The following is a 24,066-nucleotide window of genomic DNA, read 5'->3' as shown; positions in this document are numbered from 1 at the left end:
GCACGTTGCTCCATTAACACTGGGGGCATTAAGTGACCGCTTTCTTCCAAAATCTGGGCATGTCGTTCGAAGGTGCCTGGTTCCTGTCGACCATCATAGGCATCCTGGTGATCGCATTGCCGGTCATGCTGGCGGTCGCGATGCTCATCTATGCCGACCGCAAGATCTGGGCGGCGATGGCGCTGCGCCGCGGCCCCAATGTCGTCGGCCCGTTCGGCCTGCTGCAATCCTTCGCGGACGGCGCCAAGGTGTTCCTGCAGGAAACCATCATCCCGTCGGCGGCGAATAAGACGCTGTTCATTATCGCCCCGATTATCACCTTTACGATCGCGCTGATGGCATGGGCGGTGATCCCGTTTCAGGTCGGCGTGGTGCTGGCGAATATCAATGTCGGTCTGCTCTATATCCTCGCGATCAGTTCGCTTGGCGTCTATGGCATTGTTCTGGCGGGCTGGGCTTCTAACTCCAAATATCCTTTCTATTCCGCGATCCGCGCCAGCGCGCAGATGATCAGTTATGAAGTCTCCATCGGCTTCATCCTGATCTGCGTCGTGCTGTGGGCCGGCAGTTTCAATCTGACCGCGATCGTGGAAAGTCAGAAGGGCTATTATGGCTTCCTGAACGGCAATGGCTTCAACCCGCTGCTGTTCCCGATGGCGATCATGTTCCTGATTTCCGCCATGGCCGAAACTGCGCGGGCGCCCTTCGATCTGACCGAAGCGGAAAGCGAGCTGGTCGCGGGCTATCAGACCGAATATTCGTCCATGGCCTTCGCGCTCTACTGGCTCGGCGAATATGCCAACGTCATCCTGATGTGCGCACTGAACGCGATCCTGTTCTGGGGCGGCTATCTGCCTCCGCTCGACTGGGCGCCGCTCTATTATGTGCCGGGCATCCTGTGGCTGTTCGCCAAGATCCTGTTCTTTTTCTTCGTCTTCTCCTGGGTGAAGGCGACGGTGCCCCGCTATCGTTATGACCAGCTGATGCGGCTGGGCTGGAAGATCTTCCTGCCGACCTCGCTCTTCTTCGTCTTCCTGGTTTCGGGCTTCCTCATGCTGACGCGCTATGGAGGCGCACAATGAGCCTCGGTTACTACGTCAAAAGCTTCACCCTCTGGGAGTTCGTGAAGGCGCACTGGCTGACCTTGAAGTATTTCTTCAAGCCCAAGGCGACGATCAACTACCCCTACGAAAAGAACCCGATTTCGCCGCGTTTCCGTGGTGAACATGCGCTGCGCCGCTACCCCAACGGGGAAGAGCGCTGCATCGCGTGCAAGCTATGCGAGGCGGTCTGCCCGGCGCAGGCGATCACCATCGAGGCGCAGCCGCGCGACGATGGCAGCCGGCGCACAACGCGCTATGACATCGACATGACCAAGTGCATCTATTGCGGCTTCTGTCAGGAAGCCTGCCCGGTCGATGCGGTCGTGGAAGGGCCGAATTTCGAGTTCGCGACCGAAACCCGTGAGGAGCTGATCTATGACAAGGCCAAGCTCCTTGAAAATGGCGACAAGTGGGAACGCGCGATCGCCGCGAACCTTGCCGCCGATGCCCCCTATCGTTAAGCCGCGCGCGTCAAAGGGAATATTGCACCTGTGATTCACGTCCTCGCCTTTTACCTGTTCGCCATTTTGGTGGTGAGCAGCGGCGCGCTCACCATTTTGTCGCGCAATCCCGTTCATTCGGTGCTGTGGCTGATCCTCGCCTTCTTCAACGCGGCGGGGCTGATGGTGCTGCTGGGCGCTGAATTCATCGCGATGCTGCTCGTCATCGTCTATGTCGGCGCGGTCGCGGTGCTGTTTCTGTTCGTGGTCATGATGCTGGACATCGACTTTGCTGAATTACGCGCGGGTTTCGTCGATTATCTGCCATTCGGGCTGCTGATCGCGTTGGTGCTGCTGGCGGAGATCGTGCTTGGCATTGGCCTGTGGAGCGCTGGTCCCATCGAATTGGCGCAGCGCGCCGCGCCGGTGAACCCGGAACTCAGCAACATCCAGGCGATCGGCGGGCTGCTTTACACCCGCTATATCTTCCTGTTCGAGGCAGCGGGCATCGTCCTGCTGGTCGCGATGATCGGCGCGATTGTCCTGACCCATCGCGCACGCGGCGGCGTGAAAGGCCAGAATATCGCCAAGCAGAACCGCCGCCGTCCGCAGGATGCGGTCCGCAATATCAATCAGCCCACAGGGCAGGGGGTGGAGCTGTGATCGGCCTTCAACATTATATGGTGGTCAGCGCCATCCTCTTCGTGATGGGGGTGCTGGGCATCTTCATCAACCGCAAGAATGTCATCATCATCCTGATGGCGATCGAGCTGATCCTGCTCAGTGTGAACATCAACCTCGTCGCCTTCAGCGCCTTCCTTGGCGATCTGGTGGGGCAGGTATTCAGCATGTTCGTGCTGACCGTCGCGGCGGGCGAGGCGGCCATCGGGCTTGCCATCCTCGTCATTTACTTCCGTGGTCGCGGCACCATCGCCGTCGACGATGTCAACCGGATGAAGGGCTGAGCCTGAACTCATGATCCAGCTTATCGTTCTTCTTCCGCTGCTGGCTGCTGCCATCGCGGGCCTGGGCAACAAGGCTCTCGGCAAACTGCCCGCCAAGATCGTCACCACTGGCGCGCTGTTTGCAGCCTGCGCCATGAGCTGGGCGATCTTCGTTCCCTTCCTGTTTGGTCATGCCGAAGCATCGGTGACGCCGCTCTTCACCTGGATCGAAAGCGGCAGCTTCGACGCCCAGTGGGCGCTGCGCGTCGATACGATGACGGCGGTCATGCTGGTGGTCATCACCAGCGTGTCGAGCCTCGTCCACCTTTATAGCTGGGGCTATATGGACGAAGAGCCGGATCAGCCGCGCTTCTTCGCCTATCTCTCGCTCTTCACCTTCGCGATGCTGATGCTCGTGACCGCGAATAATCTGCTCCAGATGTTCTTCGGCTGGGAAGGCGTGGGCCTGGCCTCCTACCTGCTTATCGGTTTCTGGTTCCGCAAGCCCAGCGCCAATGCAGCCGCGATCAAGGCGTTCGTCGTCAACCGCGTCGGCGACCTTGGCTTCATGATGGGCATTTTCGGCACCTATCTGGTGTTCAATACCATATCGATCCCGGAAATTCTGGAAATGGCCCCGTCAATGGCCGGTTCGACCATCGGCTTCCTCGGCCACCGCTTCGACACGATGACGGTCCTCTGCCTGCTGCTGTTCGTCGGCGCTATGGGCAAGTCCGCGCAGCTTGGCCTGCACACCTGGTTGCCGGACGCGATGGAAGGCCCGACGCCTGTGTCGGCGCTGATCCACGCGGCGACGATGGTCACCGCGGGCGTCTTCATGGTCTGCCGCCTGTCGCCGATGTTCGAAACGTCGCAAACGGCTCTGACCGTCGTCACCTATGTCGGCGCAGCGACCTGTTTGTTCGCCGCGACCGTGGGTACGGTGCAGACCGACATCAAGCGCGTCATCGCCTATTCGACCTGTTCGCAGCTGGGCTATATGTTCTTCGCCGCGGGCGTCGGCGCTTATGGCGCGGCGATGTTCCACCTGTTCACGCACGCCTTCTTCAAGGCGCTGCTGTTCCTGGGCGCCGGGTCGGTCATCCATGCGATGCATCATGAGCAGGACATGCGTTATTATGGCGGCCTGCGGAAAAGCATCCCGATCACCTTCTGGACGATGACGCTGGGCACGCTTGCCATCACCGGCGTAGGGCTGCCGATCATCGGCGTGGGCTTTGCCGGCTTCTATTCGAAGGACGGCATTCTTGAAGCAGCCTATGCCGCTGGCGGGGCCGGCACCGGGGCGTTCATCGTCGGCGTGTTCGCTGCGTTGCTCACCAGCTTTTATAGCTGGCGCCTGGTCTTCCTGACTTTCTTCGGCAAGCCGCGCTGGACCCAGTCGGAACATATCCAGCATGCGCTGCATGACGCCCATGGCCATGACGACCATGGTCACGACGATCATGCCGTCCATGCACATGACGATCACGCCCATGCGGCGCACGGTCATGACGATCATCATGCCCATGAGGCAGGCGACGGCACGGGTGGCTATCACCCGCACGAAAGCCCGCTCGTCATGCTGGTCCCGTTGATCGTGCTCAGCCTGGGCGCGGTGTTCGCCGGCTTCCTGTTCCACGACCAGTTCATCGGTTCCGAAGGCGGAATCGAATTCTGGAAGGGCGCGCTCGCGTTCGACAGCCACCTGATGCATGCCGCGCATGAAGTGCCGACTTGGGTCAAGTTTGCGCCGTTCACGGTGATGCTGACCGGTCTGTTCGTCGCCTGGCTGAGCTACATCAAGAATACCGACTGGCCGCAGCGGTTTGTGGCGACCTTCACCGGGCTGTACACTTTCCTGCTCAACAAATGGTATTTCGACGAGCTGTATAATTTCCTGTTCGTCAAGCCCGCTTTCGCGATCGGTCGCTTCTTCTGGAAGTTCGGTGATGTCGGCTTCATCGACCGGTTCGGGCCGAACGGCCTGGCTGCGCTGGTCGTGCAGGGCAACAAAATTACCCGTCGGCTGCAATCCGGCTATCTCTACACCTACGCGCTGGTGATGCTGATCGGCCTCGCCGCTGCCGCAACCTGGGCGATGACACGATAATGGACGGCTTCCCCATCCTTTCCCTGATGATGGCAGTCCCGATGGCCGGGGCCATCGCCTGCCTTTTCGCGAGCGCCAACAACGCGCGCTGGATCGCGCTCATCGCGACGCTGGTCGATTTCGTCCTGGGCATCGTCTTGTGGCTGAATTTCGACCAGGGCGGCCTCCAGTGGCAGTTCCAGGAATATGCGCCGATCTTCGGTCGCTTCGCCTGGGCCCTGGGCATCGACGGCATCGCCCTGATGCTGATCGCGCTGACCGTGTTCCTGATGCCGATCTGCATCGGCGCGAGCTGGAACGCGATCAACAAGCGGGTCGGCGAATATATGGCGGCCTTCCTGTTCATGGAGGTGCTGATGATCGGCGTCTTCACGGCGCAGGATCTCTACCTCTTCTACATCATGTTCGAAGCTGGCCTGATCCCGATGTACCTCATCATCGGCATCTGGGGTGGCGCGGACCGGATTTACGCCTCGTATAAATTCTTCCTCTACACGCTGCTCGGCTCGGTGCTGATGCTGATCGCGATGATGTGGATGGTGCATGAGGCGGGCACCACCGAAATTCCGGCGCTGATGGCCTATAATTTCGATCCGCATGTCCAAACCTGGCTGTTCCTGGCCTTCTTCGCCAGCTTCGCCGTCAAGATGCCGATGTGGCCGGTCCACACCTGGCTGCCCGATGCGCATGTTCAGGCGCCGACGGCAGGCTCCGTCATCCTGGCGGGCGTTCTGCTCAAGATGGGCGGCTACGGCTTCATCCGCTTCTCGCTGCCGATGTTTCCCGAAGCCTCCGCGCAGCTTGCGCCTTTGGTCTGGGGCCTGTCGATGGTCGCGGTGGTCTACACTTCGCTGGTCGCGATGGTGCAGTCGGACATGAAGAAGCTGATCGCCTATTCGTCGGTCGCGCACATGGCGATCGTCACGATTGGTCTGTTCGCCTTCAACCAGGCGGGCATCGAGGGTGCGATGATGGTCATGCTGGGCCATGGCCTGGTCGCAGGCGCGCTGTTCCTGTGCGTCGGCGTCGTTTACGACCGCCTGCATACCCGTGAGATCAACCGCTATGGCGGCCTGAGCATCAATATGCCACGCTATGCCGTGCTGTTCCTGTTCTTCACGATGGCGGCGGTCGGTCTGCCCGGCACCTCCAACTTCGTCGGCGAATTCCTGTCGCTGATGGGCGTATATCAAGCGTCGAGCTGGGTCGCGCTGGTCTGCACCACCGGGATCATTCTGGGCGCGGCCTATATGCTCTATCTGTATCGCCGCATCTGTTACGGCCCGCAGGTCAATGCCGATGCCGCCGCCATGCCCGACCTGTCGATCCGGGAGTTCTGGCTGATGGCGCCGATCGCGGCGGTCGTGCTGTGGATGGGCGTCTATCCCGAAAGCTTCCTGGCGCCGATGCGGGCTGATATCCGCGCGCTCGAAGCGCGTCTCGCCCCTGCGGCTCCCGCAGGAGATTCCAAGATCAAGATGGGTGCGCCCAAGCCTGCGGGCGCGAGCCACCATGAAGAAGCCCCTGCGCACGGGGAGGCGCACTGATGATCGACTCCGCTTCCCTTCTGGCAGTATTGCCCGAACTCATCCTGACTGCAGGCGGCCTTGTGCTGATGCTGGTCGCGGCCTTTGGCGGCGACGGCTCGGCCCGTGTCGTCAACTGGCTCTCGGTCATCACGCTGGCGATCGCGGGCGTGGCGCTGTCCTGCTCGCTTGCCCATGGACCGGACGCCTTTGACGGCTTGTACCGCGCCGACGCCTTCTCGGTCTTCGCCAAGGCGCTGATCTACAGCGCGGCCGCGGCGGCCGTCCTGCTCGCGCCGCGCTTCTTCTCGACCGACGGCGCCCCCCGCCCGGAATATCCGATCCTGATCCTGTTCGCCGCCATCGGCATGGGCATGATGGTGTCGGCGGGCGACATGCTGACGCTCTATGTCGGCCTGGAGATGAACAGCCTCGCCTCTTATGTCCTTGCCAGCTTCATGCGGCAGGATGAACGCTCTTCGGAAGCGGGCCTCAAATATTTCGTGCTGGGTTCGCTCGCCAGCGGCATCCTGCTCTACGGCATCTCGCTGCTTTACGGCTTCACCGGCAGCACGGGGTTCGACGGCATCGCCGTGGCGCTCGGTGACGGCGTGTCGAAGGGCGAGTTGTTTGGCCTGGTGTTCGTGCTGGCGGGCCTTGCCTTCAAGATCAGCGCCGTGCCGTTCCATATGTGGACGCCCGACGTCTATGAAGGCGCGCCGACCCCGGTCACGACCTTCTTCGCCAGCGCGCCCAAGGTCGCCGCGATGGGCCTGACCGTCCGCGTCGCGATCGAAGCATTGGGGCCGGCAGGTCTGGACTGGCAGCAGATCGTGATCTTCGTCGCGCTCGCCTCGATCCTCTTCGGCGCCGTCGCGGCGATCGGCCAGACCAACATCAAGCGGCTGATGGCCTATTCGTCGATCAACAATGTCGGTTTCGCGCTGATCGGCCTGGCGGCCGGCACCCCTGCCGGTGTCGCGGGCACGATGAGCTATATGGCCATTTACGTCCTGATGACGATCGGCGCTTTCGCCTGTATCCTGCAAATGCGCGATGCGGACGGCAAGCCGATCGAAACCATCGCCAGTCTGGCGGGCCTGTCGCAGTCGCGTAAGGGCCTGGCCGCCGCACTCGCCATCTTCATGTTCTCGATGGCCGGCATCCCGCCGCTCTTCGGTTTCTGGGCGAAGTTCCTGGTATTCGACGCCGCCGTCGCGGCTGGCCTGACCGCACTGGCGGCCTTCGGCATCACGGCTTCGGTGATCGGTGCCTTCTATTATCTCAAGATCATCAAGACGATGTATTTCGACGAACCGACCGCCGCCTATGAGGCGAAGGGCGGCTCGGTCGAAAATATCATCCTGACGGCCTGCGCCGTGGTGATCGTGCTGGGCTATCTGCTCAACCCCCTTCTAGATCAGGCGAGCGCTGCCGCGGCAGCGTCGCTCTTCTGACGCTGCTGCGCTTCGTCGAGGAAACCGGTTCCACCAACGCCGACATGCTGGCGTTGGCGGGGCAGGGGGGCGGTGATGGTAGCTGGCTGCGCGCCGGTCGCCAGACCGGGGGCAAGGGACGCCTGGGCCGGGCCTGGGAAAGCCCGGACGGCAATCTCTATTGCTCCACGCTGGTCAGGTTGCGGCCCAGCGATCCGTTGCCCCATACGCTGGCGTTGGTGGCCGCCAATGCGGTCCATGCGCTGATTGCCCCGCTATGTCGCGGGCAGGCGCGGATCAAATGGCCCAATGATATATTGGTCGACGGCGCCAAGATCGCCGGCATCCTGCTGGAACGGGCCGGGGATGCGATCGTCGTGGGTATTGGCATCAACGTCACCGGCCATCCCGAAGGGCTGGACCGCCCGGTCACCAGTCTGGCGGCACAGGGCGCGAATGATGCGCAAGCGTCCACGCTCTATGAGCGGCTGACCCAGCTATTTGGCCATTGGTTGTCCATCTGGCGCGCGCAGGGCATCGATCCCGTCCGCACCCACTGGCTGCTCAATGCCCACCCGACCGGCACGGCGATGCGTGTCGTGCAGCCCGATGGCGGGGAGGTCGAAGGCGCTTTCGACACGCTCGACCGCCACGGCATGTTGATCCTGCGCTTGGCGAATGGGCAGAGCCATGCCATTCACGCGGGCGACATCATTCTCAACTAAGGGACGAGCCATGCTTCTCGCGATCGACGCGGGTAACACCAATGTCGTTTTCGCGCTGCTGGACGGGCGCGAAATCCGGGCACGCTGGCGCATCGCCACCGATCCGCGGCGCACCGCCGACGAATATGCGGTCTGGCTGAACCAGCTGTTGCAGTTGGAGGGCTATGCCATCGCCGATGTCGATGCGGTGATCATCGCGACGGTGGTGCCGCGCGCGCTGCACAATCTTCAGGTGCTGGCCGATAAATATTTCAAGACCCCGGCGCTGATCGCCGGGCAGGGTAGCGTCGAATGGGGCATCGAACTGGACGTCGCTGAGCCGGCGTCTGTTGGCGCCGACCGGGTTGTAAACGCCATCGCCGCCCACCATCTCTACGCAGGCGATTTGATCGTGATCGACTTCGGCACGGCGACGACGTTCGACATGGTGGATTATCGTGGCGCTTACAAGGGCGGTATCATCGCGCCGGGGATCAACCTGTCGCTCGATGCGCTGGTGGCGGCAGCGGCGAAACTGCCCAAGATCGCGATCGCGCCGCCGCAGGATCGATCGGTCATCGGCCGCACGACCGAAGCGCAGATGCACATCGGCGTATTTTGGGGTTATGTGGCGATGATGGAGGGGCTGGTCGCCCGCATGAGGGCCGAGATCGGCCGTCCGACCAGAGTGATTTCGACGGGGGGCCTGGCGGTCCTCTTCAACGACAATAGCGATATTTTCGATGCGATCGCGCCGGACCTGACGGTTCAGGGCCTCGCGCTGATGCACGAACGGAGTTTGAAGACATAATGACACCCAAGGATGAACTGATCTTCCTGGCCCTCGGCGGGTCGGGCGAGATCGGCATGAACGTCAATCTCTACGGCTGCCAGGGCAAGTGGGTCATGGTCGACCTCGGCATGACTTTCGGCGACCCGTCCTATCCCGGCATCGAACTGGTGCTGCCCGATCTCAGCTTCATCGAGGAGCGGCGCGACGACCTGCTGGGCATCGTCCTGACGCACGGGCATGAGGATCATATCGGCGCCATCCCTTATCTTGCCGCTGATTTGGGCGTGCCGCTCTATGCCACGCCCTTCACGGCCGGCCTTATCCGCCTGAAGCTGGAGGAAGAAGGCCTCTCCAAGGAGGTCAAGCTGCATGTCATCCCGAATGAAGCCAGCTTCAATCTCGGCCCGTTCGGCTTCCGTTACGTCCCGCTCGCCCATTCGATTCCCGAAGGCAATGCGGTGCTGATCGACACGCCTTATGGCCGCATTTTCCACACTGGCGACTGGAAACTGGATGAACAACCTCTGCTGGGCCAGCCATCGACCCCGGCCGAACTGACCGCGATTGGTGACGAAGGCGTGTTGGCGCTGGTATGCGACAGCACCAACGTGTTCAACGACAAGGCCAGTGGGTCCGAAGGCGATGTGCGCGAAGGGCTGATGAAGACCGTGGCAGACGCCAAGGGACGGGTATTGGTCACGACCTTCGCCTCCAACGCTGCGCGCGTTCAGACGTTGGGCGAAGTCGCCGCGGCGACGGGGCGCAAAGTGTGCGTGGCGGGCCGTTCGCTCGACCGCATCATCAGCACGGCCAAGGCGGCCGGTTATCTCAAGGATTTCCCGCCGACCGTCGATTGGGACGATGTCATGCACCTGCCCCGCAGCGAGGTGATGATCATCGCCACCGGCGGCCAGGGTGAGGTGCGTGCGGCGCTGGCCCGCATCGCGTTCGACAGTCATCCTATAAAGCTGGCGGAGGGCGACACGGTCATCTTCTCGTCCAAGCAGATTCCCGGCAACGAGATCGCCATCGGCCGCATCCAGAATGCGCTGGCGCAGAAGAATATCCTGATGGTTACCGACCGTCAGGCCGAAGTCCATGTGTCCGGCCACCCCGGTCGCCCCGAACTCGAAGCCATGTATCGCTGGATCCGTCCCGAAATCCTGCTGCCGGTCCATGGCGAGCGCCGCCACATGGCGGAACAGGCCCGGCTCGGCATCACCAGCGGCATCCGCCATGCGGTGGTGCAGTCGAACGGCGATGTGCTGCGCCTGGCGCCCGGCGCACCGACGATCATCGGCCAGCAGGACACTGGCCGTCTGGTGTTGGACGGCGACGTCATCCTGCCCGCCGACGGCGCGACGATCAATGAACGGCGCAAGCTCGGCCTGCATGGGCAGATCAGTGTCGCGGTGGCGATCGACCGCAAGGGCAAGCTGATCGGCCAGCCGGCATTGCGCACGCAAGGCGTGCCGGTGGAGGAAGACAAGGCGGCATTCCTGGCCGAAGCGGCCGATGAAGCCGCCGCCGCCGTGCCCAAGGGTTCGATGGAGGAAGAGGCGCTGCGCGAGCGCGTCCGCCTGGCCGTGCGCCGCACCGCGACGCGCTGGACCGGCAAGAAGCCGATAGTGGACGTGCTGCTGGTTCGGGCCTAATTACAGGCCATGAACCTATACGCCATCTTCGCTATCTATTTCCTGATGTGGGTGATCAGCGCCTTCATCATGCTCCCCTTCGGCATCCGCACGCCCGATGAAACCGGCGAAGTGCTGCTGAAGGGGCAGGCGGACAGCGCGCCCAGCAATTTCCGGCCCGGTCTGGTCATGCTGCGCGCGACCATATTGGCGACGATCCTGTTCGGCCTCTATTACGCCAATTATGTGCAGGGCTGGGTGACGCTGGACATGCTGCCCGGCTACAGCGCCGCGCAATGAGCGGGCCGGCGGCGCGGATCGCGCGCGTTGCCGCCGTTCATGCACCATCTTGGGCGCGGATGCGCGCCGCGCTCTGGCCCGATGCGTCCGTGGCCGATCATCATGACCACATTGCCGATATGATGGCGAACGGAGGCGATCTTGTTGCCTTCGTCGCTCTTGACGATCGGGGTGACGCGATCGCCTTTGTCGAGGCATCGCTGCGCCGCGATTATGTAAACGGTTGCGACACCAGTCCGGTCGTTTTTGTCGAAGGTCTTTATGTGACGCCTGCGATGCGGCACGAAGGCATAGCGAAAGCCCTGATCGACGCCGTCGAGGGCTGGGGGCTGGCCATGGGCTGCACGGAAATGGCGTCGGACTCGGACATCGCCCATCTGGCCAGCCATGCTTTCCACCATGCAGCCGGCTTCATCGAAACCGAACGAGTCGTCTATTTCCGCAAAGTGATCGGCTGAACGGCGAGAATCATTGCCGCAGTCGCTCGATCGCCTGGGCGAGCGCGACATAAAGCTTGCCCATGTCGGATGATAGCACCGCGACGCCCAGCGCGTTGCCGTCACGCGCCGACAGGATGATCCGCAGCATTGCCTCGAAATCATGGATATAGCGGTTCACATGATCGCGGAACTCCGCGTCATTATCATAATGAAGCGCGATTTCGCGTGATTCGCCGACATCCAGCAGCTTGACCGCGCGGCGGGTGAACACACCGCGATCGCCCTTCAGATAGGCGGACCAGGCCGAATCGGTGACGTCGTTGGACAATATCTTGGCGACGTCGATCGCCGTGCTGTTGAGCGATTCGATCAGCAAGGCCGAGCGCCGCGCGAAATGGTCGCGATCGCGGCTTTCCGACGCGCGTTCCGCTTCCTCGATCCGCTGTTCGACGCTGGCGCTGGTGTCGGCGATCGTCAGCAGTTGGCGGGTGAGGCGTTCAGACGCCTGATGCGCGGCCTTGACCGCTTCCTCCGCGACCCGCGCGACTTGTTCGATCTGCGCCGTCACCTTCTGGCCGATCACGGCCTGCAGCGCTTCATCGCTGGCCTGCGCCAGTTGTTGCGCCGCATCGGGAATGGCGCGGCCCAGCGCCTGGCGGGCGCGTTCAGACGCCTGATCGGCCGTGTCCTTGACCCGCAGCAGGGCCGTCACCAGCAAGGGGCCAGCGCCTTCGGTAATGCGCGTCGCGTCCTGATGCGCGGCGTCGAGCGTCTTGCGCAGGCGCTCCACCAATCCGCGATTGGCTTCCAGTCCGCCCTGCGTGCTTTCCAGCCATTCGGTCAGACGGCTGCCCTGGCCGCGCAGCATCTCTTCGGCTTCTGCGGTGCGGCCTACCAGCGCCTCGGAAATCGCCTCCAGCCGCTCCATTTCGGGCGCGGTGCTGCCCAGCAAGGCGCGGCTCTGTTCCAGCCGCGCGTCGAATCGTTCGAGCGCGGCGGGATAGGTTTCGTCAAGTTCCCGAACGCTCGAATCGAGCGCGACCAGAAGCGTCTCGGCGCATCCGATCAGCTTTTCGGCTGTCATGCCGCCAGCCGATAGCGCCTTGTCGATCCGCATCGTTTCCTCCGTCATGCGGACAAGTGCGCCGGTCAGGCGTTCGCCGCGCGCCAGAGCGCTGTCCTCCAGGGCGGCGAAACGGCCTTCGGTCGAGGCGATGGTGTCATGCAGACTGTTGTGCAGGCTCGACATCAGGCTGCGCTGGCCCTCGATCATGTCGTTGATCTGATGCAGGCGACTTTCGACGTCGCCGATCGAGTCGCTGAGGCCGGTCACGGTATCATCGCCGATTGCGGTCAGGCTGTCGCGCGAGCGGGTGATCAAGGCGTCGAGGGTCGCTGTCTGGCTGGTCAGGCCGCCATCGGTGATGGCCAGCGTTTCCTGAGCCTGTCGCAACGCATCGTCCAAGCGACGGCGCAGGTCCGTCTCCATCGACTCAATGTCGCGTTCAAACAGGGCGAGCGCCTCTTCGCTCGCCCCGCTCATGCCGTTTCGGGCCGCGGCGACCAGCGTTTCCAAGGCCTCCGCGCGACGGGACAGCGCCTCGTCGGTAGATGCCATGCTGTCCTTCATGCCGACTAAAGCGCTCTCCATGCGCCGGCGCAGATCATGTTCCGCGCTATCGAGATCATCGGTCAGCGTCCGGCGAACCTGCGCGCTGGTTTCCGCGACACCGGCCTGCGCCGCTTCGATCAGCGTCGCCAACGCTGCGGCCTGGATTTCCAAATCCTGGCGGCTGCGATCCATCGCCTGGCGTGCGCTCTGCGCCGTGGCGTCGATTCGGCCGGCGGCAATCTCGGCCATGCCGGTGACTTCTTCAGCCGCCGTTCGGGTCGTCTCCTGCAACTGGGTCAATTGGCTGGACAGGCTCTTGGTCGCAGAAAGCGTGCGCGCACGCGCATCGTCGGACAGTTCAGCGAGAGAATGGAGGCGGGCCTCCAGCGTGTCGATCCGCTCGGCCAGCGCATGGCCATTGTCCATCATCTGCGCAGTCATGCGGCTGGTGCGGTCCTCCAGTTCGGGGATCGAGCCGATCAGCATGTCCATGCGAGCGACCAGCGAGACGGCCGCGCGCTCGGCGGTTTCCGCCCGTTCGGCGGTCGCTTGGGAGCGTGCTGCAATCAGTTCAGCGGACGCTTCCATATTGCTGCTGGCGGCGGCGCCATAGCTGTCGAGCAATTCCGCCTGGTCCTGCATCGCCTGTCGCGCGGTTTCCAACTGGCTGCCGATGCGGCCCAGCCGCAGTTCCAGCAGGTCGGCCTCGGTACGCAGCGCGCGCGCGGTATCAAGATAGCGGCGCGATTCGGCGCGGCTGTTGCGGACCAGCAGCATATAGCCGACGCCCAGCAGGATGAGGGGGATGGCGAGCGTGACGATGGCGTTGGCCCAGGCGAACGGGCCGGCAGCCAGATCGCCGGACGTCGCGATCGCCCAGCCGGCAAAGCCGATCCAGGCGATGGCCAGAACCAACAGGCCCCAGCGGATGCGCTTTATCCGGTGGTCTCCGACTCCTTCCGTCGCGTCATCCTCGTCAATATCGAGAACCGCCTGTTTCAATAGCAAAATATCGTCCGCCTGCGACTCGTTGCCGGTCGCGATGTGTTCGTCTCGCCAGAACTCGACGATGGTGCTGCCCCCTGTCATGTCATCATCCTAGCATCTTTTCCGCCCGCGCAAATGCCCTGTTACCAAAACTTAACGCAAGCCAGATAGCGTCTGTCGCCATGTCCTATGATCCTGGCGCCCTTCATGCCGCATTGGCCGCCGCCGTCGGCGAAGACAGCGCACTGATCGCAGACCTGCGCGTCGCTTTTCTGGAAAGCGCCGCGCGGCAGATCGACCTGCTTGGCCGGGCGCGGTGCGACGCCAATTGGGAATTGGCCGCCTGGCGGCTCAAGGGACTGGCGGCCAGCTTCGGGCTGACGACCTTGATCGCGCTGGCCGACGAGGCGGCCGCCGCTGCGCCTGGCGATCCGCGCGTGCTTCGTCGTCTCCAAGCGGCGCTGGCGGGACTCGATCACAGTTGATCGGCCGACGCTAAAAGCGTTGCTTGCGCGAAACGCTCCGCCTTGCGAAAAGGTCGTCGCACAACAATCGGGTCGACAAACGTAAACGCCATGAGTTTCGCCGCTATTCTGAGCGCCAGTCGCGCATCGGGCGATTCGCCTGCGGGTTTGCGCGCGAGCTTGTATTTCGCTGGCCAGACGCTGGTGGAATATCAGGCGCGGCAGGCGGCGCAGGCGGGCGCCGACCGAATCATGATTTTGGTCAGCACCATCACGCCCGCCTTGTCGCAAGCGGTCGATCGTCTGAGCGCGGACGGCATCGCGGTGGCGCTGGTGCGCGACATGGTGTCGATGGTGCGGGATGCGCCGCGCGACAGCGACGTGCTGCTGGTGGCGGACGGCGCGATCGTCGCACAGGCGCATTATGACGGCATCGGCGCGGCTCAGGGCAATGCCATGCTGGTGACGGACGACAGCCGCGCCAGCGCGCCGTTCGAACGGATCGACGCGGGCCAGCGCTGGGCGGGCCTGGCGCGGATCAGCCCGGACCTGTTGTTCGGTACGCTCGACATGATCGGCGACTGGGATTTGGCGCTGACTTTGGTGCGGACCGGCGTGCAAAGGGGCGCCAGGCGGGTCACCGTGCCGCAGGACGATCTGCTGGAAGGGCGCGTGGCGCTGGTCGAAAGCCAGGCGCAGGCCGACCTGGTGGCGCAGGCCGTAACCGCGGCTGGATCGTCCCGCGCCCATGCGCGCGGAGGCATCGAACATTATCTGCTGGCGCCGCTGGCCCGCATCGTCAGCCCGCCACTCATGCGGATGCAGGTGCCAGCACTTCAGGTGCGGATCGCCGCGATTGCGCTGGGCGCGGTGGCGCTGGTGCCGATCGAACTGGGTTGGCCGCTCACCGGATTCTGCCTGTTGTTGGGCGCGCTTCTGCTGTCGGAAATCAGCGATCGGCTGGGCGATCTCGCGTTGCGGGCACCGTTGACGGGCTGGTTCGCCTTCTGCGCGCCGGTGCTGGTGCTGGCAGCGATGGTCTTTGCCGGCAGCACGACATTGGCGGCTGACCTCGCGCTTCTGCTCGGCATCCTGATGGTGGCCGATCGCTGGGGCCGGACGGCTGCGGCCCGGCCGTGGATGATCTTCACGCCCGGCACGGCACTGCTGCTGCTGATCCTGACCGGCTTTGTCGGGATGATGGCGCAGGGCTTTCGCGTCGCCATTTTGCTGGCGATCGCGTCGGTCGGCACCATCTTGCTGCGAAAGCGCAATTGAACGATTTTCCCCGGCACGGTTTAGTGCATTTTAAGGACGTGCGATTATGCTGACCGGCATGAGCGCCTATTCGTCCCTTACCGGCACGGCCATGGCGGGCAACTGGCCAATGGCGCGGGTCATGGCCGGCATGTCCGCCGTGCCGGTCGCCCACGCCATCGACCTGGCGTTTTTCTTTCCCGACGAAGGGCAGGCGCGCCACGACGCCCTGATCGCCGAAACGCGCCGCCATATCGGCGGATGCATCACCGCGATCGAAATGGCCCTGCGCCTGTCGTTGGAACATGCGCCCGATGTCGCCGCAGCGCTGGATCATTGGCCGGCGCCGGTCGCTTGGGCGATGGTGCGGGCGCATCCCAGCCTGCTTGGCCCCGGCCTTCTGGCGCATATGCAGATGCGGGCTGGCGTGACGGTGATGCTACGCCAGTTCGGCCAGGCGGATGTCGAGCAACTGAACGAGGTCGATGGGGCCGCAGCGACATCGATCGATGATACCTTGCTGGGCGACGGTTTGTCGGGGCTGGCGCTGGCCGAAGGGCGCTGGCTTGCCATGGGCGGGGAAGACACGCCGATGAAGCCCGATCTGCCCGCCGAATATTTCGCCGAACTGTTGTGGTTGGTCGCCGCCTGCCTGACCGTCGTTGCGCAACGGACCATGGTCGATGCCGACGATCGGCTGCTGGCCGCCTTCGACCGGTCGGGCTGGGCTTTGCTGGCCGACCATGACGAAGCGGCCTGTCCGATCGTTCAGGCGGATCGACTGGTGCGTCGCATGGGCGAGAAGGCCGACGCGCCGGACCTGTTAGGCCGCTTGCTGGAACGGCGGCGTTTCCTGCTGTTCGCGGCGGTCACAGCGCGGCAACTCCGGTTGGAAAGCGGCCAAGTGATCGAGATGCTGGTGATGGGACCGCTGTCGCAGGTCGCGATCCTATGCCGGGCGCTGGGCGGATCGGGCGCCGATTTCCGGCATTTGTTGCTGTCGTTGCGGCCGGTGCGGCCTTCGCTGTCCGATGCGGCGATCGTGGCGGAGGCGGATCGCTATCAGGCGTTGAACGAAGCACAGGCCGACAGCGCGATCGCCGCGCTACGGACATCGGCCGCGTTCCGCGCCAAGCTCGATCATTTGCGGGCGGTCGCAGGCGCATGAACATGCCGTCGCATCCCGCCATATTGCGCGCCGCCTTGTCAGCTGACGGCCGCCTGCTGAGCGCGGACGCGCCGCTGCTGGCGCTGCAACGGGAAGCGGGCGCTGATCTGGGCGCACCTTTCGCCGTGCCGCAATTGGTGGCGATCGCGCGGCTGGCGGCGCGACTGGGCGTTCTGGTGTCGCGGCCGGTGGTCGCGGCGGCGCAGCGCGGCGACATCGATATGTGGGTGCGAGCCAAGCCGGAGAGCGACAAGGGCGTCAGCCTGTCGGTCGTCGACTGGCGCGAACGGTCCGCCGCACCGCTACCGCCAGACGATGGCCGGCGGGAAGCCGATATTGCGGCGCTGGCCGATGGCTGGACCTGGCAGATCGACACCCAGTTGCGGTTCGAGATGGTGCTGGCGGGCAATGGCGACAGCGGCACGCTGCCGGTCAGTCCGCCCGTGCCGGGGACGCGCTTTTCCGCCTATTTCCAGTTGCAGGCGGACGGCGACGGCGACATGGCGATGCTGCGCGGCTTTGCCCAGCGGCGCGCCTTTCGCGATCAACAGGCGGTGCTGGCGAGCGATGTCGCGCGCCATTTCCGCCTGTCGGCCTTTCCGATGTTCGACCATGCCGGCCAATTGACCGGCTATCGTGGCACCGCCTTCCCGCTGGAACTGGCGGTCGCCGCGCCTTTGGCGGACGAAGCGCCGCTGACGCTGTATCCGGTCGAGTTTGGGCGTCGGCTCGATCGCTCGCTGCGCCAGCCGCTGGGCCGGATCATCGCGAACGCCGACACGATCAGCGCGCAACTGGAAGGGCCGCTGCGCCCCGACTATGCGGGCTATGCCACCGACATAGCGGCGGCAGGCCGGCATTTGATGGCGCTGGTCGACGATCTGGCCGATTTGCAGGCGATCGATCGCCCGGATTTCAGCGTCGTCGCCGAAGAGGTCGATCTGGCCGATCTGGGACGCCGCGCGGCGGGACTGCTGGCGGTCAAAGCGCTGGACCGACGGATCACCATCGTTGCACCGGCGCCGGACGCCCGCCTGCTGGCGATCGGGGAATTTCGCCGGATACTCCAAATATTGGTCAATCTGATCGGTAACGCCGTACGCTATGCCCCGGAAGGTACGCAGGTGCGCATCGCGACCGAATGGGAAAGCGGCCAGGCGCGCATCGCTGTGATCGACCAGGGCGCTGGTGTCGCGCCAGCCGATCGCGAGCGCATTTTCGAAAAATTCGAGCGGCTGGGGCGCGACGACGCCGGGGGCAGCGGGCTTGGCCTGTATATTTCCCGCCGCCTCGCCCGCGCGATGAACGGTGATATCCGCATCGGCGGCGCACCGGGTGAAGGCGCACGCTTCATATTATCGCTTCCGGTCGCCTGACGCGATCCAACGACCCTTTGTTGCCATAAAAAACGGCGCCCATCGGGCGCCGTTCTTCATCATAGCGTTGGTTCGATGCCAATCAGCGCTTGTCGACGCCGACATAGTCGCGCTGGGTCGGGCCAGTGTAGAGCTGGCGCGGGCGGCCGATCTTCTGCGCTGGGTCCGAAATCATTTCGTTCCATTGGGCCACCCAGCCGACGGTGCGGGCGAGGGCGAAGAGCACGGTGAACATTTCGGTCGGGAAGCCGATCGCCGACAGGATCACGCCTGAATAGAAGTCCACGTTCGGGTAGAGCTTCTTCTCGACGAAATAGGGATCGTTGAGCGCGATCTGCTCCAGTTCCTTGGCGACGTCGAAGACGGGATCGTTGACGCCCAGTTTCTCCAGCACGTCCTTCGCGGTCTTCTGCATCACGGTCGCGCGCGGATCGTAATTTTTATAGACGCGATGGCCAAAGCCCATCAGGCGGAACGGATCGTCCTTGTTCTTGGCGCGGGCGATATATTCCGGGATACGATCGACGGTGCCGATTTCGCGCAGCATGTTGAGCGCGGCTTCGTTCGCGCCGCCATGCGCCGGACCCCACAGGCAGGCGATGCCGGCCGCGATGCAGGCGAACGGGTTGGCGCCCGACGAACCGGCCAGACGCACGGTCGAGGTCGAGGCGTTCTGCTCATGGTCAGCATGGAGGATGAAGATCTTGTCCATCGCGTCCACGATCACTGGATCGGGAACATAATCCTCCGCCGGGACCGAGAAGGTCATGCGCAAGAAATTGGCGGTGTAGCTGAGGTCGTTGCGCGGATAGACGAAGGGCTGACCCACCGAATATTTATAGGCCATGGCAGCGATCGTGGGCATCTTGGCGATCAGGCGATGGCTCGCAATGCGGCGCTGTTCCGGGTCGTTGATGTCGGTCGAGTCATGATAGAAGGCCGACAGGGCGCCGACGACTCCCACCATGATCGCCATCGGATGCGCGTCGCGGCGGAAACCGCGGAAAAAGGCCGACAGCTGCTCATGCACCATGGTATGGCGCGTGATGGTGGTGGTGAAGTCTTCCAGTTCCTTCTGCGACGGCAATTCGCCGTTCAGCAGCAGGTAGCAGACTTCCATGAAGCTGGATTCTTCGGCCAGCTGTCCGATCGGATAGCCGCGATGAAGCAGGATGCCCGCGTCGCCGTCGATATAGGTCAGCCCGGATTCGCAGCTGGCGGTGGAGGTGAAGCCCGGATCATAGGTGAACATGCCGGTATTGGCGTAGAGCTTGCGCACGTCGATGACCTGCGGGCCGACCGTGCCGTCCATGACGGCATAGTCCTTCGTGTCTCCCCCGACGGTCAAAGTGGCATTATTATCCGACATATTGTTCTCCTTGAGTGCCATCAACCGGCCGATGCGTGCCCAACATCGTTCAGTCGTTCCAAGCTCTCCTCTTTCCCCAAAAGGAAGAGGACATCGAAAATCCCCGGCGAGACCGTGCGGCCGGTCAGCGCCGCGCGCAGCGGCTGCGCTACCTTGCCCAGCCCCAGACCGGCATCCTCTGCCACGCGGCGTATCACGTCTTCGATCGCTTCGACCGTCCAGGACTGGACGGGCTGGAGAGCGTCGGCTGTCTTCTTCAGCAGCGCGCGCGCGGAGTCGTCTAGCAGAGCGGATGCCTTCTCGTCAAAATCGAGCGGGCAATTTTTGAATAGAAATTCTGCGCCCTCCGCAATTTCATTAAGGTTTTTGGCGCGCGGCTTCAGCGAAGCCATCGCCTGGGTTAAAATCGAAAGATTGGCATCCGTCAAAGCGATATCAAGCCGCTGCTTCACATGAGGCGCAACCAATCCCGCCAAACGCGCATCGTCGGCCTCGCGCAGATAATGTCCGTTCAGATTTTCCAGCTTCTTGATGTCGAAGCGCGAAGGCGACCGGCCGACGCCGCCGATATCGAACAGGTCAATGGCGCGGGCGATCGAGATGATCTCTTCATCGCCATGGCCCCAGCCCAGACGCAGCAGATAGTTCAGCACCGCTTCGGGCAGCATCCCCATCTCGTCGCGATAAGCGTCTACGCCCAATGCGCCGTGGCGCTTGGACAATTTCGCGCCATCCGGTCCGTGGATCAGCGGGATATGCGCGTAGATCGGCTCCTCCCACTGCATCGCCTTGATGATGCTGAGCTGGCGGAAGGCGTTGTTGAGATGATCGTCGCCACGAATGACATGGGTGACGCCCATGTCATGATCGTCGACCACGACGGCCAGCATATAGGTGGGCGTGCCATCGGACCGCAGCAGGATCATGTCGTCCAGCTCGGCATTCTGCACGACGACGCGGCCCTGCACCGCATCCTCGATTACCGTCTCGCCTTCGCGCGGCGCCTTGATGCGGATGACGAAGGGCGCGCCAGCGGGCGCATCTTCCGGCATGCGGTCGCGCCAGCGGCCATCATAGCGCATCGGCTGCTTGGCGGCGCGCTGCTGTTCACGCAGTTCGGACAGCTCTTCCGGCGTCGCATAGCAGCGATAGGCGTGGCCTGTTTCCAGCAACTGGTTGGCGACCTCCGCATGGCGCGGGGTGCGCGCGAACTGGAAGACGGCAGGCTCGTCACCGCCCAGGCCCAGCCATTCCAGCCCATCGAAGATCGCGGCGACGGCCGCATCGGTCGAACGGGCGCGATCGGTGTCCTCGATCCGCAACAGGAACTTGCCGCCATGATGGCGCGCGAACAGCCAGTTGAACAGCGCGGTGCGGGCGCCGCCGATATGCAGGAACCCGGTGGGGGACGGGGCGAAACGGGTCACCACCGGCTTGTTCATTCCCGTTGCACTTGCCGTCATATTCCCTGACATTCGCCTAGCTGACCCATGGATGCTGCGCCCCCTAGCATGGCTTTTGAGCCACGACAAACCTCCCTTGGTGCGAGGCCGGCGGCATGGGCGCGTGCGGCGCTGGAGCGACTCGAAAGCTGGCTGGAGTGTGAGCGCGAACAGATCGGATTATGGGCGCCGATCGGGCTGGGCAGCGGGATTGCGGGCTGGTTCATCCTGCCTCACGCCATGGACTGGCTGGCCTTTTGCTGCGGCGCGCTGGCGATGGCCTGCATGGGGGCGATGCTGCCGGTCGGAGGGCGGTTGCGCCGGATATGCGTCGCGGGCGGCATCCTGGCGTGCATGGGATGCCTGCTGGTCTGGGGGAAGGCGATGCTGTGGGGCCAGCCGCCACTGGGCCGGGCGACCTTCGTGCAGGTAATCGGCGATGTGACGGCGGTGCGTCCCGTTCCGGCACAGGCGATGGTGCGCGTCATGCTACGCCCGGTTCACGCGCCCAATCTGCCGGCCGTTGTGCGGGTGAATATCGCCGATGCCGATGTGCCGACGGGGCTGGGCGAGGGCGCGCGTCTGCGGTTTCGCGTGCGCTTGATGCCGCCGGCGCCGCCGAGTGTGCCGGGCGGCTATGATTTTGCGGCGCGCGCCTATTTTCAGGGGATCGGGGCCACCGGCAAGGCGTTGAAGCCCATAGAGATAGTGATCCCCTCCACCGCCGCGCCACCGCTGCGGGCGCGGTTGTTCGGCCATATATTGGAGCAAGTGGATGGTCCCGCCGAAGGAATCGCTGCCGCTCTGGCGACCGGGGATCAGGGCGCGATCCCCGAAGCGGATGCGGAAGCGATGCGGCGCAGCGGGCTGGCGCATCTTCTGTCGATCAGCGGCTTGCATGTGACGGCGCTGATCGGGGCGGTCATTTTCCTGCTGATGCGCGTGATGGCCTTGAGCCAGCGGGCGGCGCTTGGCTGGCCGCTGATGCTGATCGCGGCGGCGGGCGGGGCGCTGGCGGGGATCGGCTATACGCTGCTAACCGGGGCGGAGGTGCCCACGGTGCGATCCTGCGTCGCGGCCTTGCTGGTGCTGGGCGGACTGGCGATGGGTCGGGATGCGGTGACATTGCGACTGGTGGCGACCGGGGCGCTGGTCGTGCTGCTGCTGTGGCCCGAAGCGCTGGTCGGGCCGAGTTTCCAGATGAGTTTCGCGGCGGTGACGGCGCTGGTGGCGCTGGCCGAACATCCGCGCTTTCGCGCCTTTGCCGCCGTCAGGGACGAGGGCGTGATTCGCAAGACGGGTCGCTTTCTGGTTGTCACGCTGGCGACCGGGATCGCCGTCGAACTGGTGCTGATGCCGATCGCGCTGTTCCATTTTCACAAGGCGGGCCTGCTCGGCGCCTTCGCCAATCTGATCGCGATCCCGCTCACCACTTTCGTCGTCATGCCGCTGGAGGCGCTGGCGCTCGTGCTGGATGTCGTAGGGTTGGGCGCGCCGTTCTGGTGGTTGACGCAGCAGGCGCTGAACCTGTTGCTGCTGCTGGCTCATGGCGTGGCGGCGAGTCCTATGGCCACATTGCTCGCGCCGACCATGGGTATGGGGCTGTTCGGCATCACCATCGTCGGACTGCTCTGGTGCCTGTTATGGCGGACGGGATGGCGATGGCTGGGACTTGCGCCGGTGCTGATCGGCGTGGCGGTCACCTTTACCGCCGCGCCGCCCGATATCCTGATTACCGGCGACGGGCGGCATGTCGCCGTGCGGACGGGAAAGGGCATGGCGATATTGCGCGATCGGGCGGGGGATTATGTGCGGGACGTGCTGTCGGAAAGTGCAGGTTATGACGGCGAACTGGCGGCGATCGCGGCGCTGCCGGAGACGCGCTGCTCGCAGGATATGTGCGCCATGAGGATGAAGGATGGCAAGGGCCGCGACTGGCGGCTGCTCTTTACTCGCAGCAATGTGCTGATCGATCGGTCGAGTTTCGCCGGCGATTGCGCGGCGGCGGACATCGTCGTCAGCGATCGGGGCCTGCCGCGCTGGTGCCGACCGCGCTGGATGAAGGTCGACCGCCGGTCGCTCGCGCGTACCGGCGGGCTGTCCATGATCCTGGCGAAGGGCGAAGTTCACACCGTCCATCGGGCGGGCGACGCGCATCCCTGGGTCGCCCGCCAGACCCGCCGGACGTGGAGGGAACAGCCTGAATCATTTAAGGCCCAATCACACAGGCCTCAATTGTAGCGGCGCAGCAGCCCCGCGAGCTTGCCCTGGATGCGGACCTGGCGCGGATCGTATATCTGCGGCTCATAGGCCGGGTTGGCCGGATCGAGCCGGACGCGGCTGCCTTCGCGGCGGAAATATTTCAGCGTCGCTTCCGCCTCGTCGATCAGCGCGACGACGATCTGGCCTTCGCGGGCGACGTCGGTGCGCTGGATCAACGCGAAGTCGCCGTCGAGGATGCCGGCTTCCATCATCGAATCGCCCGACACTTCCAGCGCATAATGATCGCCCGCGCCGAGCAGCGCGGCGGGCACGGAGAGCATCGCCTGCCCTTCCATCGCCTCGATCGGCACACCGGCCGCGATCCGGCCGTGCAGCGGGATTTCGATCACGTCATTGGCGGCGGTGGGGATCATCGGCGGCTGGGCGGGCGGCGCGACCTTGGGCTTGAGCGCGATCACTGGCGCGGGCGCGCGATGCATCGCATCGGGGAGCTTGAGCACTTCCAGCGCGCGGGCGCGATTGGGCAGGCGACGGATGAAGCCGCGCTCCTCCAGCGCGTTGATGAGGCGGTGAATGCCGGATTTGGACCGCAGGTCCAGCGCATCCTTCATTTCCTCGAAAGAAGGCGACACGCCGCCTTCGTCCAAGCGGGTCTGAATGAAGCTTAGCAATTCCTGCTGCTTGGGCGTCAACATTGCGATCCTCCGTGGAACGTATGAGGAACGCATAGGAAAC

At 63.9% G+C, this 24,066-nt stretch carries 21 protein-coding genes; 17 read left to right on the top strand and 4 right to left on the bottom strand.

Annotated elements, in window-relative coordinates:
• Positions 1–32 precede the first annotated feature (32 nt).
• Genes nuoH through aac(6') form a run of 12 tightly spaced genes read left to right on the top strand, consistent with a single transcriptional unit; the run spans position 33 to position 11,451 of the window.
• The gene (gene nuoH, locus EWH12_RS07480; RefSeq protein ID WP_066602250.1) at positions 33–1,082 is read left to right on the top strand and encodes an NADH-quinone oxidoreductase subunit NuoH; all 1,050 of its coding nucleotides are present in this window, start codon (positions 33–35) and stop codon (positions 1,080–1,082) included.
• On the top strand, positions 1,079–1,564 hold the full coding sequence (gene nuoI / locus EWH12_RS07475) for an NADH-quinone oxidoreductase subunit NuoI (RefSeq protein WP_066602247.1): 486 nt from the start codon (positions 1,079–1,081) through the stop codon (positions 1,562–1,564). The genes nuoH and nuoI overlap by 4 nt, the downstream gene beginning before the upstream one ends.
• A 30-nt stretch (positions 1,565–1,594) precedes the next feature.
• Positions 1,595–2,206 carry an NADH-quinone oxidoreductase subunit J gene (locus tag EWH12_RS07470; RefSeq protein WP_129926187.1) on the top strand — a complete coding sequence of 204 codons (612 nt, stop codon included), beginning with the start codon at positions 1,595–1,597 and terminating at the stop codon, positions 2,204–2,206.
• Positions 2,203–2,508 (top strand): NADH-quinone oxidoreductase subunit NuoK, encoded by a 306-nt coding sequence (nuoK, locus tag EWH12_RS07465; RefSeq protein WP_004211745.1) that lies wholly within the window; start codon positions 2,203–2,205, stop codon positions 2,506–2,508. The genes EWH12_RS07470 and nuoK overlap by 4 nt, the downstream gene beginning before the upstream one ends.
• Positions 2,509–2,518: 10 nt before the next feature.
• On the top strand, positions 2,519–4,600 hold the full coding sequence (gene nuoL, locus EWH12_RS07460) for an NADH-quinone oxidoreductase subunit L (protein ID WP_129926186.1): 2,082 nt from the start codon (positions 2,519–2,521) through the stop codon (positions 4,598–4,600).
• Positions 4,600–6,147: an NADH-quinone oxidoreductase subunit M gene (locus EWH12_RS07455; protein ID WP_066602238.1), complete on the top strand. Its 1,548-nt coding sequence runs from the start codon at positions 4,600–4,602 to the stop codon at positions 6,145–6,147. The genes nuoL and EWH12_RS07455 overlap by 1 nt, the downstream gene beginning before the upstream one ends.
• On the top strand, positions 6,147–7,583 hold the full coding sequence (gene nuoN / locus EWH12_RS07450; protein ID WP_129926185.1) for an NADH-quinone oxidoreductase subunit NuoN: 1,437 nt from the start codon (positions 6,147–6,149) through the stop codon (positions 7,581–7,583). The genes EWH12_RS07455 and nuoN overlap by 1 nt, the downstream gene beginning before the upstream one ends.
• A gap of 2 nt (positions 7,584–7,585) precedes the next feature.
• Positions 7,586–8,287, top strand: a complete 702-nt coding sequence (locus tag EWH12_RS07445) for a biotin--[acetyl-CoA-carboxylase] ligase (protein WP_129926184.1) — start codon at positions 7,586–7,588, stop codon at positions 8,285–8,287.
• Positions 8,288–8,297: 10 nt separating this feature from the next.
• A complete protein-coding gene (locus EWH12_RS07440; RefSeq protein ID WP_129926183.1) occupies positions 8,298–9,077 on the top strand; it encodes a type III pantothenate kinase in 780 nt (259 codons plus the stop codon).
• Positions 9,077–10,714: a ribonuclease J gene (locus EWH12_RS07435; protein ID WP_066602227.1), complete on the top strand. Its 1,638-nt coding sequence runs from the start codon at positions 9,077–9,079 to the stop codon at positions 10,712–10,714. The genes EWH12_RS07440 and EWH12_RS07435 overlap by 1 nt, the downstream gene beginning before the upstream one ends.
• Positions 10,715–10,723: 9 nt before the next feature.
• On the top strand, positions 10,724–10,993 hold the full coding sequence (locus tag EWH12_RS07430; RefSeq protein WP_066602224.1) for a DUF1467 family protein: 270 nt from the start codon (positions 10,724–10,726) through the stop codon (positions 10,991–10,993).
• The gene (gene aac(6') / locus EWH12_RS07425; RefSeq protein WP_129926182.1) at positions 10,990–11,451 is read left to right on the top strand and encodes an aminoglycoside 6'-N-acetyltransferase; all 462 of its coding nucleotides are present in this window, start codon (positions 10,990–10,992) and stop codon (positions 11,449–11,451) included. The genes EWH12_RS07430 and aac(6') overlap by 4 nt, the downstream gene beginning before the upstream one ends.
• A gap of 10 nt (positions 11,452–11,461) precedes the next feature.
• On the opposite strand, the gene EWH12_RS07420 is transcribed toward aac(6'), so the two are convergent.
• Positions 11,462–14,134: a coiled-coil domain-containing protein gene (locus tag EWH12_RS07420; protein WP_129926181.1), complete on the bottom strand. Its 2,673-nt coding sequence runs from the start codon at positions 14,132–14,134 to the stop codon at positions 11,462–11,464.
• An 80-nt stretch (positions 14,135–14,214) separates the two neighbouring features.
• On the opposite strand from EWH12_RS07420, the gene EWH12_RS07415 reads away from it, so the two are divergent.
• The 4 genes from EWH12_RS07415 to EWH12_RS07400 all read left to right on the top strand — a co-directional run bounded on the left by EWH12_RS07415 (position 14,215) and on the right by EWH12_RS07400 (position 18,297).
• Positions 14,215–14,517 carry an Hpt domain-containing protein gene (locus tag EWH12_RS07415; protein ID WP_129926180.1) on the top strand — a complete coding sequence of 101 codons (303 nt, stop codon included), beginning with the start codon at positions 14,215–14,217 and terminating at the stop codon, positions 14,515–14,517.
• A gap of 90 nt (positions 14,518–14,607) precedes the next feature.
• Positions 14,608–15,774 carry a hypothetical protein gene (locus EWH12_RS07410; protein WP_129926179.1) on the top strand — a complete coding sequence of 389 codons (1,167 nt, stop codon included), beginning with the start codon at positions 14,608–14,610 and terminating at the stop codon, positions 15,772–15,774.
• Between the two features lie 46 nt (positions 15,775–15,820).
• Positions 15,821–16,921, top strand: a complete 1,101-nt coding sequence (locus EWH12_RS07405; protein ID WP_242495974.1) for a hypothetical protein — start codon at positions 15,821–15,823, stop codon at positions 16,919–16,921.
• On the top strand, positions 16,918–18,297 hold the full coding sequence (locus EWH12_RS07400; protein WP_129926178.1) for a sensor histidine kinase: 1,380 nt from the start codon (positions 16,918–16,920) through the stop codon (positions 18,295–18,297). Before EWH12_RS07405 ends, EWH12_RS07400 begins: the two co-directional genes overlap by 4 nt.
• An 82-nt stretch (positions 18,298–18,379) precedes the next feature.
• Here EWH12_RS07400 and EWH12_RS07395 read toward each other — a convergent pair whose 3' ends face one another.
• Positions 18,380–19,666: a citrate synthase gene (locus tag EWH12_RS07395; protein WP_066605291.1), complete on the bottom strand. Its 1,287-nt coding sequence runs from the start codon at positions 19,664–19,666 to the stop codon at positions 18,380–18,382.
• A 20-nt stretch (positions 19,667–19,686) separates the two neighbouring features.
• On the bottom strand, positions 19,687–21,108 hold the full coding sequence (gene gltX, locus EWH12_RS07390; protein WP_066602209.1) for a glutamate--tRNA ligase: 1,422 nt from the start codon (positions 21,106–21,108) through the stop codon (positions 19,687–19,689).
• A 69-nt stretch (positions 21,109–21,177) separates the two neighbouring features.
• Here gltX and EWH12_RS07385 point away from each other — a divergent pair, with 69 nt between their 5' ends.
• A complete protein-coding gene (locus EWH12_RS07385; protein WP_129926177.1) occupies positions 21,178–23,349 on the top strand; it encodes a ComEC/Rec2 family competence protein in 2,172 nt (723 codons plus the stop codon).
• On the opposite strand, the gene lexA is transcribed toward EWH12_RS07385, so the two are convergent.
• Positions 23,340–24,026 (bottom strand): transcriptional repressor LexA, encoded by a 687-nt coding sequence (gene lexA, locus EWH12_RS07380; RefSeq protein ID WP_129926176.1) that lies wholly within the window; start codon positions 24,024–24,026, stop codon positions 23,340–23,342. The genes EWH12_RS07385 and lexA overlap by 10 nt on opposite strands.
• Between the last annotated feature and the right edge of the window lie 40 nt (positions 24,027–24,066).

It is taken from the genome of Sphingobium cupriresistens (genome assembly GCF_004152865.1).
In the GTDB taxonomy this organism is placed as follows: domain Bacteria; phylum Pseudomonadota; class Alphaproteobacteria; order Sphingomonadales; family Sphingomonadaceae; genus Sphingobium; species Sphingobium cupriresistens.
Note: the sequence above shows the minus strand (reverse complement) of the source record. Positions and strands in the feature narration are given on the sequence as shown.

Coding starts and splice junctions, on each gene's coding strand:
- EWH12_RS07385 (WP_129926177.1), top strand. CDS start 21,178: ATGGCTTTTGAGCCACGACAAACCTCCCTTGGTGCGAGGCCGGCGGCA.
- EWH12_RS07400 (WP_129926178.1), top strand. CDS start 16,918: ATGAACATGCCGTCGCATCCCGCCATATTGCGCGCCGCCTTGTCAGCT.
- nuoN (WP_129926185.1), top strand. CDS start 6,147: ATGATCGACTCCGCTTCCCTTCTGGCAGTATTGCCCGAACTCATCCTG.
- EWH12_RS07420 (WP_129926181.1), bottom strand. CDS start 14,134: ATGACAGGGGGCAGCACCATCGTCGAGTTCTGGCGAGACGAACACATC.
- nuoI (WP_066602247.1), top strand. CDS start 1,079: ATGAGCCTCGGTTACTACGTCAAAAGCTTCACCCTCTGGGAGTTCGTG.
- EWH12_RS07395 (WP_066605291.1), bottom strand. CDS start 19,666: ATGTCGGATAATAATGCCACTTTGACCGTCGGGGGAGACACGAAGGAC.
- EWH12_RS07430 (WP_066602224.1), top strand. CDS start 10,724: ATGAACCTATACGCCATCTTCGCTATCTATTTCCTGATGTGGGTGATC.
- EWH12_RS07405 (WP_242495974.1), top strand. CDS start 15,821: ATGCTGACCGGCATGAGCGCCTATTCGTCCCTTACCGGCACGGCCATG.
- EWH12_RS07440 (WP_129926183.1), top strand. CDS start 8,298: ATGCTTCTCGCGATCGACGCGGGTAACACCAATGTCGTTTTCGCGCTG.
- EWH12_RS07410 (WP_129926179.1), top strand. CDS start 14,608: ATGAGTTTCGCCGCTATTCTGAGCGCCAGTCGCGCATCGGGCGATTCG.
- lexA (WP_129926176.1), bottom strand. CDS start 24,026: ATGTTGACGCCCAAGCAGCAGGAATTGCTAAGCTTCATTCAGACCCGC.
- EWH12_RS07455 (WP_066602238.1), top strand. CDS start 4,600: ATGGACGGCTTCCCCATCCTTTCCCTGATGATGGCAGTCCCGATGGCC.
- gltX (WP_066602209.1), bottom strand. CDS start 21,108: ATGAACAAGCCGGTGGTGACCCGTTTCGCCCCGTCCCCCACCGGGTTC.
- nuoL (WP_129926186.1), top strand. CDS start 2,519: ATGATCCAGCTTATCGTTCTTCTTCCGCTGCTGGCTGCTGCCATCGCG.
- EWH12_RS07435 (WP_066602227.1), top strand. CDS start 9,077: ATGACACCCAAGGATGAACTGATCTTCCTGGCCCTCGGCGGGTCGGGC.
- EWH12_RS07415 (WP_129926180.1), top strand. CDS start 14,215: ATGTCCTATGATCCTGGCGCCCTTCATGCCGCATTGGCCGCCGCCGTC.